This window comes from Pantoea sp. X-Soil-TKNS-1280, from assembly GCF_059730475.1.
Genome location: NZ_AP035962.1, coordinates 875,175 through 890,463, shown reverse-complemented (window position 1 = coordinate 890,463; position 15,289 = coordinate 875,175). Strand labels below are relative to the sequence as shown.

Here is a 15,289-nt window from a genome sequence, read left to right as displayed (position 1 = left end):
CTGAATTCGATACCAAAGGATCACGATGAAAATTTTTTAGTCCGCCTCGTTGGTAAGGCGTTGGCCGGATCATCCGGCCAGGGATGTTTGGGATAGCGCCCTTTCATCTCTTTCTGTACTTCAGGATATGCTCCACGCCAGAACGCCGCCAGGTCACGGGTGATCTGCAACGGTCGGTGCGCCGGTGACAACAGCTCCAGTACCAGCGGCACCCGTCCATCAGCTACAGCCGGGTTACGCGCTTCGCCAAACATTTCCTGAATACGTACCGCGAGCGTGGGTGGCTTCTCTGCATCGTAGCGGATCGGCAGGCGGCTTCCGGTCGGCACAGTGTAATGAGTTGGCAGCACACTATCCAGCCGCTGGCGTTGTGACCATGTCAGCAAATGTAATAATGCGCTGACAAGATTGACGCTCTGCAAACCCTTCAAATCGCGCACCGTACTCATCTCCGGCAGCAGCCAGCTTTCCAGCGTATCCAGCAAGGTATCGTCATCCAGTGATGGCCAGGCCTCTTCCGGCAGCCATAATCCGGCACAATGCAAACGCAGGCGCAGCTGTTCCGCCTCCGGCGTCCAGCCCAGCACCGCCAAACCTTTTTCGCGGATCCAGCGTAGCATCGACGCATGTAACACCTCCGGTTCCGGCCGCGCCAGCGGTTGTGCTTTCAGGACCAGCGCACCCACCACTTCACGTCGCCAGGCGCGCAGCGTCCCTTTCGCTTCATCCCACTCCACATCGGTGCGCTGTTCAACCAAATGCGGGCATTGCTGGCGCAGTTGATCGATATCCACCGGCAGTGCCAGCAGGATACGCGCATCGGCCGCGCTGGCCCCCTGTAATAAGGAGGGAGCAATCAGCCATTCGCTGCGGCTCAGACCGTCCTGCTCATCCAGCATCGCGCCAATACCGTTCGCCAGCTGATAACGCGCGCTGCTGCCGCGACGCTGCGCCAGCCGGTCGGCAAATCCGGCAGCCAGTAGCGCCGGAAAGCGATCCGCATCAACATTGCCGCCGCTGGCGTTGAGACGCTGCTGCCATTGACGGGCACGCCGTTGCCACATCGATTGTGGACGATGCAGCGCATCGCGCAGGTCAGCACTGCCGCTGCGCGGCGGCTCCTCCAGAATCGCCACCAATAACGCGGCGCTGGCAACGGCATTCTTATCTTGTCCGGCCGCGCACAGGATGGCGCTCAGACGGGGATCGCTGCCCAATTCAGCCATTTTGCGGCCGGTTGTGGTTAATCGCCCCGCCTCATCCAATGCTCCCAACCGGGCCAGCAACTCCCGCGCAGCGCGCAGATGGCGCGCAGGCGGCATATCCAGCCAGCTAAGTTGTGCGATATCCGGGCAACCCCATTGCAGCAGATCGATTTGCAGCGAGGCCAGGTCACTGTGCAGGATTTCCGGCTCGCTCTGGGCTGCTGCCCTTAATGCCTGCTCCTGCGGCAGCAGATGCAGGCAGATACCCGGTTCGAGGCGTCCGGCACGCCCTGCGCGCTGCGTCATCGATGCCTGGCTGATACGCTGCGTTTGCAGCCGGGTCACGCCGCTGCGCACCTCAAACTGCGCCGCGCGCTCCAGCGCGCTATCCACCACCAGCCGGATACCTTCAATCGTCAGGCTGGTTTCCGCGATATTGGTGGCCAGCACCACTTTGCGGCGGCCCGGCGGTGACGGCAGAATCGCCCGGCGTTGCGCTTCAAGCGATAACGCGCCATATAAAGGAGAGAGATCAACGTCTTCGCTCACCCGCGCTTCCAGCTCGCGTTTGACGCGTTCGATTTCCGCCACACCCGGCAGGAACAACAACAACGACCCTTGCTCTTCACGCAGCAGCTGCGCCACTTCCCGCGCCACCGCCTCCTCAAAACGCTGTTGATTATTCAGCGAGGCGTAACGGCGAGTCACCGGGAAACTACGGCCCTCAGAGGCGATAAACGGGGCATCCGGCAACAGGTTACGCAGGCGTTGGTTATCCAGCGTCGCCGACATCAGCAGAATCTTCAGATCATCACGTAACCCCTGCTGCACATCCAGCAGCAGCGCCAGCGCCAGGTCGGCTTGCAGGCTACGCTCATGAAACTCATCGAGGATCACCAAAGAAACCCCTTCCAGCATCGGATCGCGTTGCAGCATGCGCGTCAGAATACCTTCGGTGACCACTTCCAGCCGGGTATCGGCCCCGCAGCAATTTTCCCCGCGCAGGCGATAGCCCACGGTGCCGCCCGGTTGTTCGCCGAGCAATTCCGCCAGCCGCTGCGCCACATTGCGTGCGGCCAGCCGCCGCGGTTCCAGCATAATGATGCGGCCAGGCAACTGCGCCTGTTGCAGTAGTTGTAAAGGTAGCCAGGTGGATTTACCTGCGCCGGTGGGTGCCGCCAGCAGTACCTGGGGCGACTGCGCCAGCGCGGCCAGCAGCTCAGGCAGCACCTCGCTTACCGGTAACTCACTCACACTCAACTCCGTTTCTGCCTGTGCTAAGATGGCGCGCATTGTAGCATTCCCCGCAGAGTCCATCATGGCAACGCAACGTCTGTTTTTTGCTCTCGAACTGCCCGCCGCGCTGCAACAGCAGCTGGTGCGCTGGCGGGCGGAGAATTTTGCTGAAGATATCGGCAGGCCGATTGCGGCAGCGAATCTGCACCTGACGCTGGCGTTTCTCGGTGAGGTCAGCGATGACACCTCGCAACGTTTGCAGCAGCTGGCTGCGCGCATCACGCAACCCGGCTTTGCACTCGATCTGGATGATGCTGGCCATTGGCCGCGTCCCGGCGTGGTGTGGCTGGGCTGCCAGCGTCCGCCGCGCGGGTTACTGCAACTGGCGAATCTGTTGCGGGCGCAGGCTGCGCGTCACGGCTGCGCGCAAAACGCACCGTCGTTTCATCCGCATGTCACCCTGTGGCGTAACGCCACGCAAAAAGTGGCGCTTCCACCGCGCGGCTTTCACTGGCGTGTTGATGTCAGCCATTTTGCGCTGTTTTCGTCACGTTTCGAGAAAGGCCGCACCCATTATCAGGCGCTGGCCCGCTGGCCGCTATCCGCCACCACAGGAGACTGAATGCTTTTCTCCCCGCCGCTCAAACCGGCCCGTTTAATTACCCGCTATAAGCGTTTCTTAGCGGATGTGATCACCCCCGAAGGGGAAACGCTGACCATTCATTGCGCGAATACCGGTGCCATGACCGGTTGCGCCACGCCAGGCGATACGGTGTGGTATTCCACTTCTGATAGCGTGACGCGCAAATACCCGCACAGCTGGGAACTGACCGAAACCCAGCAGAGCCACTGGATCTGCGTCAACACCCTGCGTGCCAATCAGCTGGTGAAAGAAGCGTTGATCTCTGCTGCGATTCCAGAATTATCCTCTTATGAGCACTGCCAGCCTGAGGTAAAATACGGCACGGAAAAAAGCCGAATTGATTTCCTGTTGCGGGCGGATGACAGATCAAACTGCTATATTGAAGTCAAGTCCGTCACACTTTTACAACACGGTAAAGGCTATTTTCCGGATGCGGTGACGACTCGCGGGCAAAAGCATCTGCGCGAACTGACACAAATCGCGGCAGAAGGCCATCGAGCCGTTTTGTTGTTTGCTGTTCTGCATACGGGGATTGAGGACGTTTCCCCGGCGCGCCATATCGACGCGCAGTACGCGGAACTACTGGTACAGGCGCAGCGGCGTGGCGTGGAAGTATTGGCGTATCAGGCTCACATCTCCCCGCTAAAAATGTTACTGACGCGGCCGATAAGGGTAGAGTTGTAATATTCTTAGCAATTTGGTGTGATAGGAATGTTCCGAGTGGTGCGCTAAATACGCTGTTCCTCACAGGCTTGTCAAGGTGCGATCATGAATAATTGCCAACCTTGATTGCTTCTGCTATTTATAGCGGCCTGTTTTTTTCCCTGTTGGGAATCGATAAACCCAAAGTAACTCGGGTTGCAGGAAGACGGCCTTGCCGCATGCAATCTGAAGTATCAAGGGTAGTGCGTGTTATCCAGGAGAAACAACATGCAAGAAGGGCAAAACCGTAAAACATCGTCCCTGAGTATCCTCGCCATCGCTGGGGTGGAGCCGTATCAGGAGAAACCGGGCGAAGAGTATATGAACGAAGCCCAGCTGAACCACTTCCGCAAGATTCTGGAAGCCTGGCGCAATCAACTCAGGGATGAAGTCGACCGTACTGTGTCGCATATGCAGGATGAAGCTGCCAACTTCCCGGATCCGGTTGACCGTGCCGCGCAGGAAGAGGAATTCAGTCTGGAACTGCGTAACCGCGATCGTGAGCGTAAGCTGATCAAAAAGATCGAGAAGACGCTGAAGAAAGTGGAAGATGACGATTTCGGCTACTGCGAATCCTGCGGTGTTGAAATTGGTATTCGTCGTCTGGAAGCGCGTCCGACCGCCGATCTCTGCATTGACTGTAAAACGCTGGCAGAAATCCGCGAGAAACAGATGGCAGGCTAATGGCCGTGAACAGACTGTCACCGTACGGCAGGGAAAACCACTGTTTTCCCGCCGTGCGGTGCGCATCAAAAAATGTCTAACCTTCCCTGTATTGGGCGCTTCGCCCCCTCTCCCTCTGGTGAACTTCATTTTGGCTCGCTTATTGCTGCGTTAGGCAGCTACCTGAGTGCCCGCGCGCAACAGGGGCGCTGGCTGGTGCGTATTGAAGATATCGATCCACCGCGTGAAGTACCGGGTGCCGCGACCCGCATTCTGCAACAGCTGGAACATTATGGCTTGCACTGGGATGGTGAGGTGCTGTGGCAGTCACAGCGCCATGAGGCTTACCGCGCGGCGTTAAACTGGTTGCGGGAGCAGCGTCAGAGTTATTTCTGTACCTGTACACGCAGCCGCATTCAGCAGCTGGGCGGTTTTTATGATGGCCACTGCCGCGAGTTGCAGCTGCCAGCGGAAAACGCCGCGCTGCGCCTGCGCCAGCATACGCCGGTGTATGGCTTTGACGATCGTCTGCGGGGTCATTTGCTGGCGGACACACGGCTGGCGCGAGAGGATTTTATTATCCATCGCCGCGATGGCCTGTTCGCCTATAACCTGGCTGTGGTGGTGGATGACCATTTTCAGGGCATGACCGAGATTGTACGCGGTGCTGATTTGATCGAGCCGACAGTCCGCCAGATTGCGCTGTATCAGCAATTTGGCTGGCCGGTGCCGGAATATCTGCATCTGCCGCTGGCGGTGAATGGCGATGGCAACAAGTTATCGAAGCAAAACCATGCGCCCGCGCTGCCTGCGGGTGATCCCCGGCCACTGCTGGTGCAGGCATTACACTTTTTGGGTCAGCCGGTATCACCAGGCTGGCAGGACGAATCGCTGGAAACCCTGCTTAAGACGGCGATTAACCAGTGGAATATCCGTCTGATCCCACTGGAGAACGCCCTGAGGCCAGTTGAAATGACAACGCCATTCTCAAATGGTTCGCAACAGGCTATGATTAGCCGCTGATTTTACTAACACCACTAATGTCACTGTCGAGGTGTCCCATTTTTACCCGAGTCGCTAATTTTTGCCGGAGAGTCCTCAAGCGTGACGAGGAGGCGCCTGAAGAGGTGGAAACCGAAAGTCTGATGACCGTTATTCCCCGTGAAAGCCACAACATCTCACGCAAAGATATCAGCGAAAATGCCCTCAAAGTGCTCTATCGCCTGAATAAAGCCGGTTACGAAGCCTACCTGGTAGGCGGCGGCGTGCGCGATTTGCTGCTGGGTAAAAAACCCAAAGATTTCGATGTCACTACCAACGCCACGCCGGAACAAATGCGTAAACTGTTCCGCAACTGTCGTCTGGTCGGACGCCGTTTCCGTCTGGCTCACGTCATGTTCGGACCGGAAGTGATTGAAGTCGCGACCTTCCGTGGCCATCACCAGATAGAAGAAGCCGAAGAAGAAGATCGCAACAGCTCACAGCGCGCGCAAAGCGGTATGCTGCTGCGCGATAACATCTTTGGCAGCATCGAAGATGATGCCCAGCGTCGCGATCTCACCATCAACAGCCTGTATTACAGCGTGGCGGATTTCACTGTGCGTGATTACGTCGGCGGTTTACAGGATTTGCAGCAGGGCGTCATTCGTATGATTGGCGATCCGGAAACGCGCTATCGCGAAGATCCGGTGCGGATGCTGCGCGTGGTGCGTTTTGCCGCCAAGCTGGAGATGAGCATTGCCGCAGAAACCGCCGAGCCGATTCCGCGCCTGGCGACGCTGTTGCATGATATTCCGCCCGCACGTCTGTTCGAAGAGTCGCTCAAGCTGCTACAGGCCGGTTACGGCTACCGCACCTATCAGATGATGCGCGAATATCAGCTGTTCCAGCCGTTGTTCCCGACACTGACGCGCGGTTTCACCGAGCACAGCGACAGCTCAATGGAGCGTATGCTGGCACAGGTGCTGAAAAATACCGATACCCGCATTCAGAATGATATGCGCGTCAATCCGGCGTTCCTGTTTGCTGCGATGTTCTGGTATCCGCAACTGGAGTCTGCTGAGCAGATTGCCCAGGAAAGCGGCCTGACCTATTACGATGCCTTTGCGCTGGCGATGAATGAAACACTGGATGAAGCCTGCCGCGCGCTGGCGATTCCGAAGCGTATCACCACGCTGATTCGCGATATATGGCAGTTGCAGTTGCGCATGTCACGCCGCCACGGCAAACGTGCGTGGAAGCTGATGGAACATCCGAAATTCCGCGCCGCCTATGACCTGCTGGCATTGCGTGCCGATGTGGAAAATAACCCGGAACTGCAACGTCTGAGCCAGTGGTGGGGTGAATTCCAGGCCGCAGCACCGACGCAGCAGAAAAACATGCTGAACACGCTGGGTGACGATCCTGCGCCACGCCGTAAACCGCGTCGTCCGCGTCGCCGTCCGGCGGCACCGCGCAACAACAGCGCGCCATGACCCGCGTTTATCTCGCCTTAGGCAGCAACCTCGCCGACCCGCTGCATCAGGTTGATGCAGCGCTGGCGGCGCTGGATGCGATACCGCAAACCCGCCGCGTGGCGACGTCCTCGTTGTATCGCACCCCGCCTTATGGCCCGCCGGATCAGCCTGATTACCTCAACGCCGTGGTTGCGCTGGAAACCGGGCTTTCAGCCGAAAGTTTACTCGACCATACCCAGCGCATTGAACTGGAACATGGCCGGGTGCGCAAAGCCGAGCGCTGGGGTCCGCGTACGCTCGATCTGGATATCCTGCTGTTTGGCGACACGGTGATTAACACCCCGCGTCTGACGGTGCCGCATTACGATATGCACAACCGCGCGTTTATGTTGTTACCGCTGCTGGAGCTCGCTCCCCAGCTCACTTTCCCCGATGGCACCCCGCTGGCCCCGCTGCTGGCTGCGCTCGATCAAAGCGAGATTCGTTTCTGGTCTGAGTAACCCCAGAATCGCACGGCAATCGTATCGCCTCCCCTTTCAATCCAGTACACTGCGCCCATCAGAAAATACTGAGAGCGTGCGATGAAACCCACAACTATCTCCCATTTACGCCAGTGGAAAGCCAGTGGCCGCAAATTTGCCACTCTGACGGCCTACGACTTCAGCTTTGCCCGTCTGTTTGCTGACGAGGGCATCCAGGTCCTGCTGATTGGCGATTCACTTGGCATGACGGTGCAGGGCCACGAATCAACTCTGCCGGTTACTGTTGCCGATATTGCCTACCACACCGCAGCGGTGCGCCGTGGCGCTCCACAGGCGCTGGTGATGGCCGATCTGCCGTTTATGAGTTATGCCACCCCGGAGCAGACCTTTGACAACGCGGCCCAGCTGATGCGCGCCGGTGCCAATATGGTCAAACTGGAAGGCGGTGCCTGGCTGGCGGAAACCGTAAAAATGCTGACCGAGCGCGCGGTACCGGTGTGTGGTCACCTCGGCTTAACGCCGCAGTCGGTGAATATCTTCGGCGGCTATAAAGTACAGGGCCGCGACGAAGCCGGAGCGGAACGCCTGCTGGCCGATGCGCTGGCGCTGGAAGCAGCGGGTGCACAGCTGCTGGTGCTGGAGTGCGTGCCGGTGACGCTGGCAGAACGCGTCACCAAAGCGCTCACCATCCCGGTGATTGGCATCGGTGCCGGAAACGTAACCGACGGACAGATTCTGGTGATGCATGATGCCTTTGGGATCACCGGCGGCCATATCCCGAAATTCGCTAAAAATTTCCTCGCGGAAACCGGCGACATTCGCGCTGCGATTCGCCAGTATATTGCCGAAGTTGAGGCGGGCAGTTACCCGGCCGCCGAACACAGTTTCCAGTAAATCAGGAGATGTGCAGTGCTGATCATTGAAACACTGCCGATGCTGCGTCACGAGATCCGTCGCTGGCGTCAGGAAGGCAAACGTATCGCGCTGGTGCCTACTATGGGCAACCTGCATGATGGACATATGACACTGGTCGATGAAGCGCGCGCGCGTGCCGATATCGTGGTGACGTCGATTTTTGTTAACCCAATGCAGTTTGATCGTCCGGACGATTTAGCGCGCTACCCCCGCACTTTGCAGGATGATTGCGAAAAGCTGAATCGCCATGGTGTTGATTTGGTGTTCGCCCCTGCCCCGGCAGACGTCTACCCCAAAGGCCTCGATACCCAGACCTTCGTGGAAGTCCCGGGTCTGTCATCGCTGCTGGAAGGAGCCGCCCGTCCGGGCCATTTTCGTGGCGTCTCCACCATTGTCAGCAAGCTGTTCAACCTGGTGCAGCCGGATATTGCCTGCTTTGGTGAAAAAGATTTTCAGCAGTTGGCTATTATCCGCAAGATGGTGGCGGATATGGGTTTCGACATCGAGATTGTCGGTGTTCCCACGGTACGCGCCAAAGATGGCTTAGCCCTCAGCTCGCGTAATGGCTATCTCACCGCCGATGAGCGTACACTGGCACCGGGCTTAAGCCAGGTGATGAACAGCATGGCAGAGCGCCTCAGCAATGGCGAGCGCCATGTGGAAGAGATTATTGAACACGCCGAACAGGCGTTACGCGAGAAAGGTTTCCGCCCGGACGGGCTGGCGATTTGCGATGCCGAAACGTTGCAGGCGCTGACCGTCGATAGCAAACAGGCCGTGATTCTGATGGCCGCGTGGCTGGGCAATGCGCGTCTGATCGATAATCAGCAAGTAGATCTGACCCAGTAAGGGATCGTTTATAGAAGGTTGTACCGCCATGATTCGTACCGTATTACAGGGCAAACTGCACCGCGTCAAAGTGACTCAGGCAGATTTGAATTACGAAGGTTCCTGCGCCATCGACCAGGACTTCCTGGATGCATCTGGCATTCTGCAATATGAAGCCATCGACATCTACAACGTGACCAACGGCCAGCGTTTCTCTACCTACGCCATTGCCGCTGAGCGTGGCTCAAAGATTATCTCCGTCAACGGCGCAGCCGCCCGCTGTGCCTGCGAGGGCGATATTATGATCATCTGTTCTTATGTGCAGGTGGAAGATGAAGTCGCGCGTAGCTGGCAGCCGAAAGTGGCCTATTTTGAGGGCGATAACGAGATGAAGCGGATAGCCAAAGCGCTGCCGGTTCAGGTCGCCTGATCCAATACGGGCGGGATGTTATCCCGCCCCATCTGATCCCGTAGCGGCGCGATTTATCGCGCGGGTTTTAAAAAAACAGCGCGATAAATCGCGCCGCTACGTTCGAGCTTCACCTTAGCTGCGCAGTCCTCTGCCGCGCTGAATCAGCACATACACCACCGCGTAAAACACCACGATAAACGCCACCAGCACCGACAAGGTCAACTCCAGCGGCACATCATTGATGCCGAGGAAACCGTAGCGGAAGCCACTGATCATATACACAATCGGGTTCAGTTTTGACACCATCTGCCAGAACGGTGGCAGCAGCGTCAGTGAGTAAAAGACGCCGCCCAGATAGGTTAACGGTGTCAGCACAAAGGTCGGAATCAGGCTGATATCATCAAAGGTGCGGGCAAACACCGCGTTCAGCAAACCGGCAAGCGAGAATAGAATCGCCGTCAGCAGTAACGTCAGCGCCACCATTGACCATGAATACACATGGAAGGGCACGAAAAACAGCGATATCGCCGTGACCAGAATGCCGACGCAGACGCCACGCGCCACGCCACCGCCAACATAACCCGCGATGATAATGTGCGTCGGCACCGGTGCCACCAGCAGCTCCTCAATATTGCGCTGGAACTTGGCGCTGAAGAAGGAAGATGCCACGTTAGCGTAGGCGTTGGTGATCACCGCCATCATGATCAGGCCCGGCACGATAAATTGCATGTAGCTGAAACCATGCATATCACCGATACGCGAACCAATCAGATTGCCGAAAATAATGAAATACAGGGTCATGGTGATCACCGGCGGCACCAGCGTCTGAATCCAGATGCGGGCAAAACGGTTGATCTCTTTGGTCCAGATGCTCTTGAGCGCTACCCAATACAAATGCGTCATGCTTTCGCTCCTGTTTTTCCCTGCACCAGGCTGACAAACAGCTCCTCAAGGCGGTTAGCTTTGTTACGCATACTCAGCACCTGCACCCCCTGCGCACTCAGCTGGCTGAACACGCTGTTCAGCCCCTGCTCACGCATCACTTCCACTTCCAGTGTGGAGGTATCGACCAGACGATACTGGAAGCCTTCCAGCTGCGGCAGCGGGCTGCGTGGCGCTAAATCGAGGATAAACGTTTCGGATTGCAGCTTGGACAGCAGTCCTTTCATCGAGGTGTTTTCCACCAGTTCACCGCTCTGGATAATGCCGATATTGCGGCACAGCATTTCCGCTTCTTCCAGGTAGTGGGTGGTCAGAATGATGGTGGTGCCCCTGGCGTTTAGCTCTTTCAGGAATACCCACATCGAACGACGCAGCTCAATATCGACCCCCGCCGTCGGCTCATCAAGGATCAGCAACTTGGGTTCATGCATCAGCGCGCGGGCAATCATCAGACGACGTTTCATACCGCCGGACAGCATCCGCGCACGTTCGTTGCGTTTACCCCAGAGATCGAGCTGTTTCAGGTATTTTTCGGCGCGTTGATTGGCTTCGCGACGTTCCACACCGTAGTAACCCGCCTGATTAACCACAATCTGTAGCACGGTTTCGAACGGGTTGAAGTTGAATTCCTGCGGCACCAGCCCGAGCTGACGCTTGGCGTTGACCACATCTTTTTCCAGGTCATAGCCAAACACGCGAACGCTGCCGCCAGATTTATTGACCAGTGAGCTGATAATGCCGATGGTGGTGGACTTACCGGCACCGTTCGGCCCCAGTAAGGCGTAAAAATCACCTGCTTCCACGCTGAGATCGATCCCTTTCAGCGCCTGTACGCCGCCTGGATAGGTCTTGATCAGCCCGGAAAGTTCCAGTGCATAAGTCATTGCGAGTCCATACCTTGTTGTAGTGACATCATTGCCTGTTGAAATGATAGTGTGCGCGAGCGGTACGTGCGCGTTCGCTGGGATAAAGGTTGTGAAATCAAAGGAGTCGGGCAGAGTCTATCACTCTGCGCGCCGCAGGGAAACGCAGCAGAATGCCCGCCAGCCACTGGCCGACGGGCTGCGCATCTTATCGCAGGCGGGAAAGGTTAGCCTTGGAAGATTGTGCGGTTATTCGTCAAGCAGCACCACTTTACCGATGTACGGCAGATGGCGGTAGCGCTGGGCATAATCGATGCCAAAACCCACCACGAATTCGTCCGGGATGGAGAAACCGACGTATTCTACCGTCACATCCACCTCACGGCGTTCCGGCTTATCCAGCAGGGTACAAATGGCCAGTGATTTGGGTTCGCGCAGGCGCAGGATCTCGCGCACTTTGCTCAGGGTGTTGCCGGAGTCGATGATGTCTTCAACGATCAACACGTCTTTGCCGCGAATGTCTTCATCGAGATCTTTCAGGATCTTCACATCACGGGTGGTGGACATGCCGCTGCCGTAACTGGAAGCGGTCATAAAGTCGACTTCGTGTGGCACCTCAACGGCACGGCACAAATCGGCCATAAACATAAAGGAACCGCGCAGCAGACCAACCAGCACCATTTCGCTGCCGCTGTTACGGTAGTGGTCGCTAATCTGCTTGCCCAGTTCGGCAATACGGGTTGCAATCTCCTGCTCAGAGATCATCACGTCTACGGTGTGTTTCATTGCATTCTGCCTGGGTTTGATATCTCAGAAAGCCACGCAGTCTATCATAGTCCATTTAAGCACTGACGCCGCGCACACAACGCAAACGTTACCGTGGCGAAAAATATTGCTCTGACGTTAACTGTATGAAAAGCGCCCAACAGCGATCCCCTGCCAACCGGAGACGTTATGACCTCTTCATCCAGTAAAAAATCGCAAGCTGGCCATCATTCGCTTCACCCCGAAACCCAGATGCTGAATTACGGTTACGATCCACGTCTGTCCGAAGGCGCGGTGAAGCCACCGGTGTTTCTCACCTCCACCTTTGTGTTTAACAGCGCCGAAGAGGGGAAAGATTTCTTTGATTTCGTCGCCGGACGGCGTGAACCGCCAGAAGGAAAAAGTGGCGGGCTGGTCTATTCACGTTTCAATCACCCCAATAGCGAAATTGTCGAAGACCGACTGGCGATTTACGAAGGCGCAGAAAAGGCCGCGCTGTTCTCCTCCGGCATGGCGGCCATTGCCACCACGCTGCTGACCTTCGCCCGGCCTGGCGAGGTGATTCTGCATTCCCAGCCGCTGTACGGTGGCACCGAAACCCTGCTGAGCAAAACGCTGCATAATCTGGAAATCAAAGCGGTGGGTTTTAGCGACGGCACCGATGAGGAGAAAGTCCACGAAGCGGCCAAACTGGCCTGGCAGCGTGGGCGGGTGGCATTGATCCTGATTGAGACCCCTGCCAATCCCACCAACAGCCTGGTGGATATTAAATTGATGGTGCAGGTGGCCGAGGTGATTGCGCAGCATCAGGGATCGCGACCGATCATCGCCTGTGATAACACCCTGCTCGGTCCGTTGTTTCAGCGCCCGCTGGAACAGGGTGCCGACCTGTCGCTGTATTCACTCACCAAATACGTTGGCGGCCATTCGGATTTGATTGCCGGTGCGGTGCTGGGCAGGAAAGCGTTGATCGATCAGGTACGCTCACTACGCAGCGCGATCGGCACCCAGCTTGATCCCCACTCCAGCTGGATGATTGGCCGTTCGCTGGAAACCCTGGCGCTGCGCATGGAGAAAGCGGCGCACAATGCGGCGCGAGTGGCGGCGTTCCTGCGCGATCAACCTCAGGTGGAAAAGCTGCACTGGCTACCTTATCTGGATAAAAACAGCAGCGCAGGAGAGACCTATCGCCGCCAGTGTTTCGGCGCAGGTTCGACCTTTTCCTTTGATATTCGCGGCGGGCAACCAGCAGCGTTTCGTTTCCTCAATGCGCTGGGGCTGTTCAAACTGGCGGTGAGTCTGGGGGGGACCGAATCGCTGGCCAGCCATCCGGCCAGCACCACCCATTCCGGGGTGGCGGCGGAGGTGCGTCAGCGCATTGGTATCACTGACGCCACTGTCCGTTTGTCGATCGGCATCGAACATGCCGATGATTTAATTGAGGATATCCGTCAGGCGCTGGCCGATTAAGTCACGGTGAAGCCCAGCATCATGCCGGTGTCCTCATGTTCCAGCAGATGGCAATGGGCCATATACGCCTGTTCAGCGCTGGCGACATAATCGAAGCGCACCAGCACTTCACTGCGCCAGCCGTTGACGCTGACCATGTCCTTCCAGCCCTGACGATGCGGGGCTGGCGGCTTGCCGTTTTCGGACAGAATACGGAACTGGGTGCCGTGGATATGGAATGGATGCAGCATGCTGTCGCCCTCGCCGGAAATCGTCCACTTTTCCATGCTGCCGAGCTTCACATCGAACATCGGTTTGGTCATATCAAAGGCGATGCCGTTGATCTTGTTGCCATTGTGGAAATCATAACCGGCAGCCTTGCCATGGCCGCTGTGATCCATCGCCATCTTGCTATGATCCATCGGCATATCACCCATATCCATCTTCATATCGCCCTGCGTTTGCCCCTGGGGCATGCTCATCGCGTGATGACCGTCCATGCTGCCCATGGCTTTCGCGCCATAGCGATCCATCAGCGCCTGCATCCCCTGGCTATCGAGTTGCGGGTCCATCATCAGTTGCAGCCAGCGGGTTTGCAGCCCGTCCGTGGCGGGCAGCGGCGGCACATCCACCAGCTTATCCGGTAGCGAAGCGCTTGCCATCACACGTAATGGCAGGATATTCACCAGCGGCAACGGTTGATCAAACGGTGCCAGCATCATGCCCATTTGCGTCACCGGCAGCGTCACCATGTCAAAGCTTTTACCGTCCGAGGTATCCACCATCACTTCAAAACGCTCGCCGGGCAGCAGTGGCAGGCTGTCCACTTTTACCGGCTCGGCCAACAGGCCACCATCGCTGCCAATCACATACAGCGGACGCTGGTCGCTGGTGGCAATATGCAATGAACGCGCATTACAACCGTTCAGCAGACGCAGGCGTAACCAGCCACGCGGTACCGCGTGTTGCGGGTACTGCACGCCATTGGTCAGCATCATGTCGCCAAACCAGCCCACCGCCGCACGCATGACATCGAGCTGATAATCAATCCGCGTACCATCCGAACTCAGTTGCTTGTCCTGGAAAATCAGCGGTACATCGTCAACGCCCCACTGCACCGGCAAACGCAGTTTGCCAGACGCCTCATCCTGCAACAGCACCAACCCCGCCAGCCCCTGCGCCACCTGATAGCCAGTTTTGCCATGCTGATGAGGATGAAACCAGCAGGTAGCGGCGGGTTGATCGGGCGTAAAGGTCACCTGGCGCGATGCTCCTGGTGCGATAGTCGCCTGTGGCCCCCCATCCACCGCGCCCGGAATTTCCAGCCCGTGCCAGTGAACAGTGGTGGCGTCGGGCAAACGGTTATGAATATTCACCGTGACCGGTTTACCCCGCTGAAGCACAATTGCCGGCCCAAACAGGCTGCCGTTGTAGCCCCAGGTCGGCACCGCTTTGCCATTCCACTGGCTGGTGCCCGCCTGAGCGGTCAGGTTGTAGTTGCCGTGTGCATCCGCTTCCAGCAGGTTGGGGATAGGCAGCAGCGGTCGCGTGGCGGCCATCAGCGAACGGCTCCACATGGGCAGGGCACCTGCCGCGCTGAGGGCGGCAGTCAGCTTCAGAAAATGACGACGTTGCATATTCATATCCTTATTGTGCATAAGGGCACAGCGTAAACCTTGCCCCTGCGGGAGGGTCAAGCCCTGCTGCAGAATGCACCGAAAAAAAGTG

General features: G+C 57.4%; 15 protein-coding genes. 10 read left to right on the top strand and 5 right to left on the bottom strand.

All coding sequences use genetic code 11. The annotated features are described in order from the left end of the window. Nucleotides 1-20: 20 nt before the first annotated feature. Nucleotides 21-2,498 (bottom strand): ATP-dependent helicase HrpB, encoded by a 2,478-nt coding sequence (gene hrpB, locus AC6I8X_RS04005; protein ID WP_497840611.1) that lies wholly within the window; start codon nucleotides 2,496-2,498, stop codon nucleotides 21-23. Between the two features lie 25 nt (nucleotides 2,499-2,523). On the opposite strand from hrpB, the gene thpR reads away from it, so the two are divergent. From thpR to panD, 9 genes are all read left to right on the top strand, one after another. Continuing rightward, the gene (thpR, locus tag AC6I8X_RS04000; protein WP_313686377.1) at nucleotides 2,524-3,063 is read left to right on the top strand and encodes an RNA 2',3'-cyclic phosphodiesterase; all 540 of its coding nucleotides are present in this window, start codon (nucleotides 2,524-2,526) and stop codon (nucleotides 3,061-3,063) included. Beyond that, on the top strand, nucleotides 3,064-3,768 hold the full coding sequence (gene sfsA / locus AC6I8X_RS03995) for a DNA/RNA nuclease SfsA (RefSeq protein ID WP_497840610.1): 705 nt from the start codon (nucleotides 3,064-3,066) through the stop codon (nucleotides 3,766-3,768). Between the two features lie 246 nt (nucleotides 3,769-4,014). Then, entirely contained in the window at nucleotides 4,015-4,470 is a 456-nt protein-coding gene (gene dksA / locus AC6I8X_RS03990; protein WP_084872798.1) for an RNA polymerase-binding protein DksA, read from the top strand. 72 nt (nucleotides 4,471-4,542) lie between these two features. Continuing rightward, a complete protein-coding gene (gluQRS, locus tag AC6I8X_RS03985) occupies nucleotides 4,543-5,472 on the top strand; it encodes a tRNA glutamyl-Q(34) synthetase GluQRS (RefSeq protein ID WP_497840609.1) in 930 nt (309 codons plus the stop codon). A gap of 38 nt (nucleotides 5,473-5,510) precedes the next feature. After that, a complete protein-coding gene (pcnB, locus tag AC6I8X_RS03980) occupies nucleotides 5,511-6,923 on the top strand; it encodes a polynucleotide adenylyltransferase PcnB (protein WP_313686389.1) in 1,413 nt (470 codons plus the stop codon). After that, entirely contained in the window at nucleotides 6,920-7,405 is a 486-nt protein-coding gene (gene folK, locus AC6I8X_RS03975; protein WP_497840608.1) for a 2-amino-4-hydroxy-6-hydroxymethyldihydropteridine diphosphokinase, read from the top strand. The genes pcnB and folK overlap by 4 nt, the downstream gene beginning before the upstream one ends. Before the next feature lie 81 nt (nucleotides 7,406-7,486). Next, the gene (gene panB, locus AC6I8X_RS03970; protein WP_313686385.1) at nucleotides 7,487-8,281 is read left to right on the top strand and encodes a 3-methyl-2-oxobutanoate hydroxymethyltransferase; all 795 of its coding nucleotides are present in this window, start codon (nucleotides 7,487-7,489) and stop codon (nucleotides 8,279-8,281) included. Nucleotides 8,282-8,296: 15 nt separating this feature from the next. Next, the gene (gene panC, locus AC6I8X_RS03965) at nucleotides 8,297-9,151 is read left to right on the top strand and encodes a pantoate--beta-alanine ligase (protein ID WP_299457366.1); all 855 of its coding nucleotides are present in this window, start codon (nucleotides 8,297-8,299) and stop codon (nucleotides 9,149-9,151) included. Between the two features lie 28 nt (nucleotides 9,152-9,179). After that, nucleotides 9,180-9,560, top strand: a complete 381-nt coding sequence (panD, locus tag AC6I8X_RS03960) for an aspartate 1-decarboxylase (protein ID WP_013507914.1) — start codon at nucleotides 9,180-9,182, stop codon at nucleotides 9,558-9,560. Nucleotides 9,561-9,674: 114 nt separating this feature from the next. Here panD and AC6I8X_RS03955 read toward each other — a convergent pair whose 3' ends face one another. The 3 genes from AC6I8X_RS03955 to hpt form a co-directional block, all read right to left on the bottom strand. Beyond that, nucleotides 9,675-10,445, bottom strand: a complete 771-nt coding sequence (locus AC6I8X_RS03955) for an ABC transporter permease (protein WP_084872784.1) — start codon at nucleotides 10,443-10,445, stop codon at nucleotides 9,675-9,677. After that, nucleotides 10,442-11,368: an ABC transporter ATP-binding protein gene (locus AC6I8X_RS03950; protein WP_299457372.1), complete on the bottom strand. Its 927-nt coding sequence runs from the start codon at nucleotides 11,366-11,368 to the stop codon at nucleotides 10,442-10,444. Before AC6I8X_RS03950 ends, AC6I8X_RS03955 begins: the two co-directional genes overlap by 4 nt. A 228-nt stretch (nucleotides 11,369-11,596) precedes the next feature. Then, complete coding sequence (hpt, locus tag AC6I8X_RS03945) at nucleotides 11,597-12,133, bottom strand: hypoxanthine phosphoribosyltransferase (protein WP_208714032.1); 537 nt, start codon at nucleotides 12,131-12,133, stop codon at nucleotides 11,597-11,599. 168 nt (nucleotides 12,134-12,301) lie between these two features. Here hpt and AC6I8X_RS03940 point away from each other — a divergent pair, with 168 nt between their 5' ends. After that, nucleotides 12,302-13,582: a cystathionine gamma-synthase family protein gene (locus AC6I8X_RS03940; protein WP_497840607.1), complete on the top strand. Its 1,281-nt coding sequence runs from the start codon at nucleotides 12,302-12,304 to the stop codon at nucleotides 13,580-13,582. Here the strand turns inward: AC6I8X_RS03940 and cueO are convergent. Then, nucleotides 13,579-15,198 (bottom strand): multicopper oxidase CueO, encoded by a 1,620-nt coding sequence (gene cueO / locus AC6I8X_RS03935; RefSeq protein ID WP_497840606.1) that lies wholly within the window; start codon nucleotides 15,196-15,198, stop codon nucleotides 13,579-13,581. The two genes, AC6I8X_RS03940 and cueO, sit on opposite strands and share 4 nt — an antisense overlap. Nucleotides 15,199-15,289 lie beyond the last annotated feature (91 nt).

Bases quoted from the DNA above. Each gene is read 5' to 3' on its own strand.
- folK (WP_497840608.1), top strand. From the start codon at position 6,920: ATGACCCGCGTTTATCTCGCCTTAGGCAGCAACCTCGCCGACCCGCTG.
- panD (WP_013507914.1), top strand. From the start codon at position 9,180: ATGATTCGTACCGTATTACAGGGCAAACTGCACCGCGTCAAAGTGACT.
- AC6I8X_RS03940 (WP_497840607.1), top strand. From the start codon at position 12,302: ATGACCTCTTCATCCAGTAAAAAATCGCAAGCTGGCCATCATTCGCTT.
- dksA (WP_084872798.1), top strand. From the start codon at position 4,015: ATGCAAGAAGGGCAAAACCGTAAAACATCGTCCCTGAGTATCCTCGCC.
- panB (WP_313686385.1), top strand. From the start codon at position 7,487: ATGAAACCCACAACTATCTCCCATTTACGCCAGTGGAAAGCCAGTGGC.
- AC6I8X_RS03955 (WP_084872784.1), bottom strand. From the start codon at position 10,445: ATGACGCATTTGTATTGGGTAGCGCTCAAGAGCATCTGGACCAAAGAG.
- hpt (WP_208714032.1), bottom strand. From the start codon at position 12,133: ATGAAACACACCGTAGACGTGATGATCTCTGAGCAGGAGATTGCAACC.
- sfsA (WP_497840610.1), top strand. From the start codon at position 3,064: ATGCTTTTCTCCCCGCCGCTCAAACCGGCCCGTTTAATTACCCGCTAT.
- thpR (WP_313686377.1), top strand. From the start codon at position 2,524: ATGGCAACGCAACGTCTGTTTTTTGCTCTCGAACTGCCCGCCGCGCTG.
- hrpB (WP_497840611.1), bottom strand. From the start codon at position 2,498: ATGCGCGCCATCTTAGCACAGGCAGAAACGGAGTTGAGTGTGAGTGAG.
- cueO (WP_497840606.1), bottom strand. From the start codon at position 15,198: ATGCAACGTCGTCATTTTCTGAAGCTGACTGCCGCCCTCAGCGCGGCA.
- gluQRS (WP_497840609.1), top strand. From the start codon at position 4,543: ATGTCTAACCTTCCCTGTATTGGGCGCTTCGCCCCCTCTCCCTCTGGT.
- AC6I8X_RS03950 (WP_299457372.1), bottom strand. From the start codon at position 11,368: ATGACTTATGCACTGGAACTTTCCGGGCTGATCAAGACCTATCCAGGC.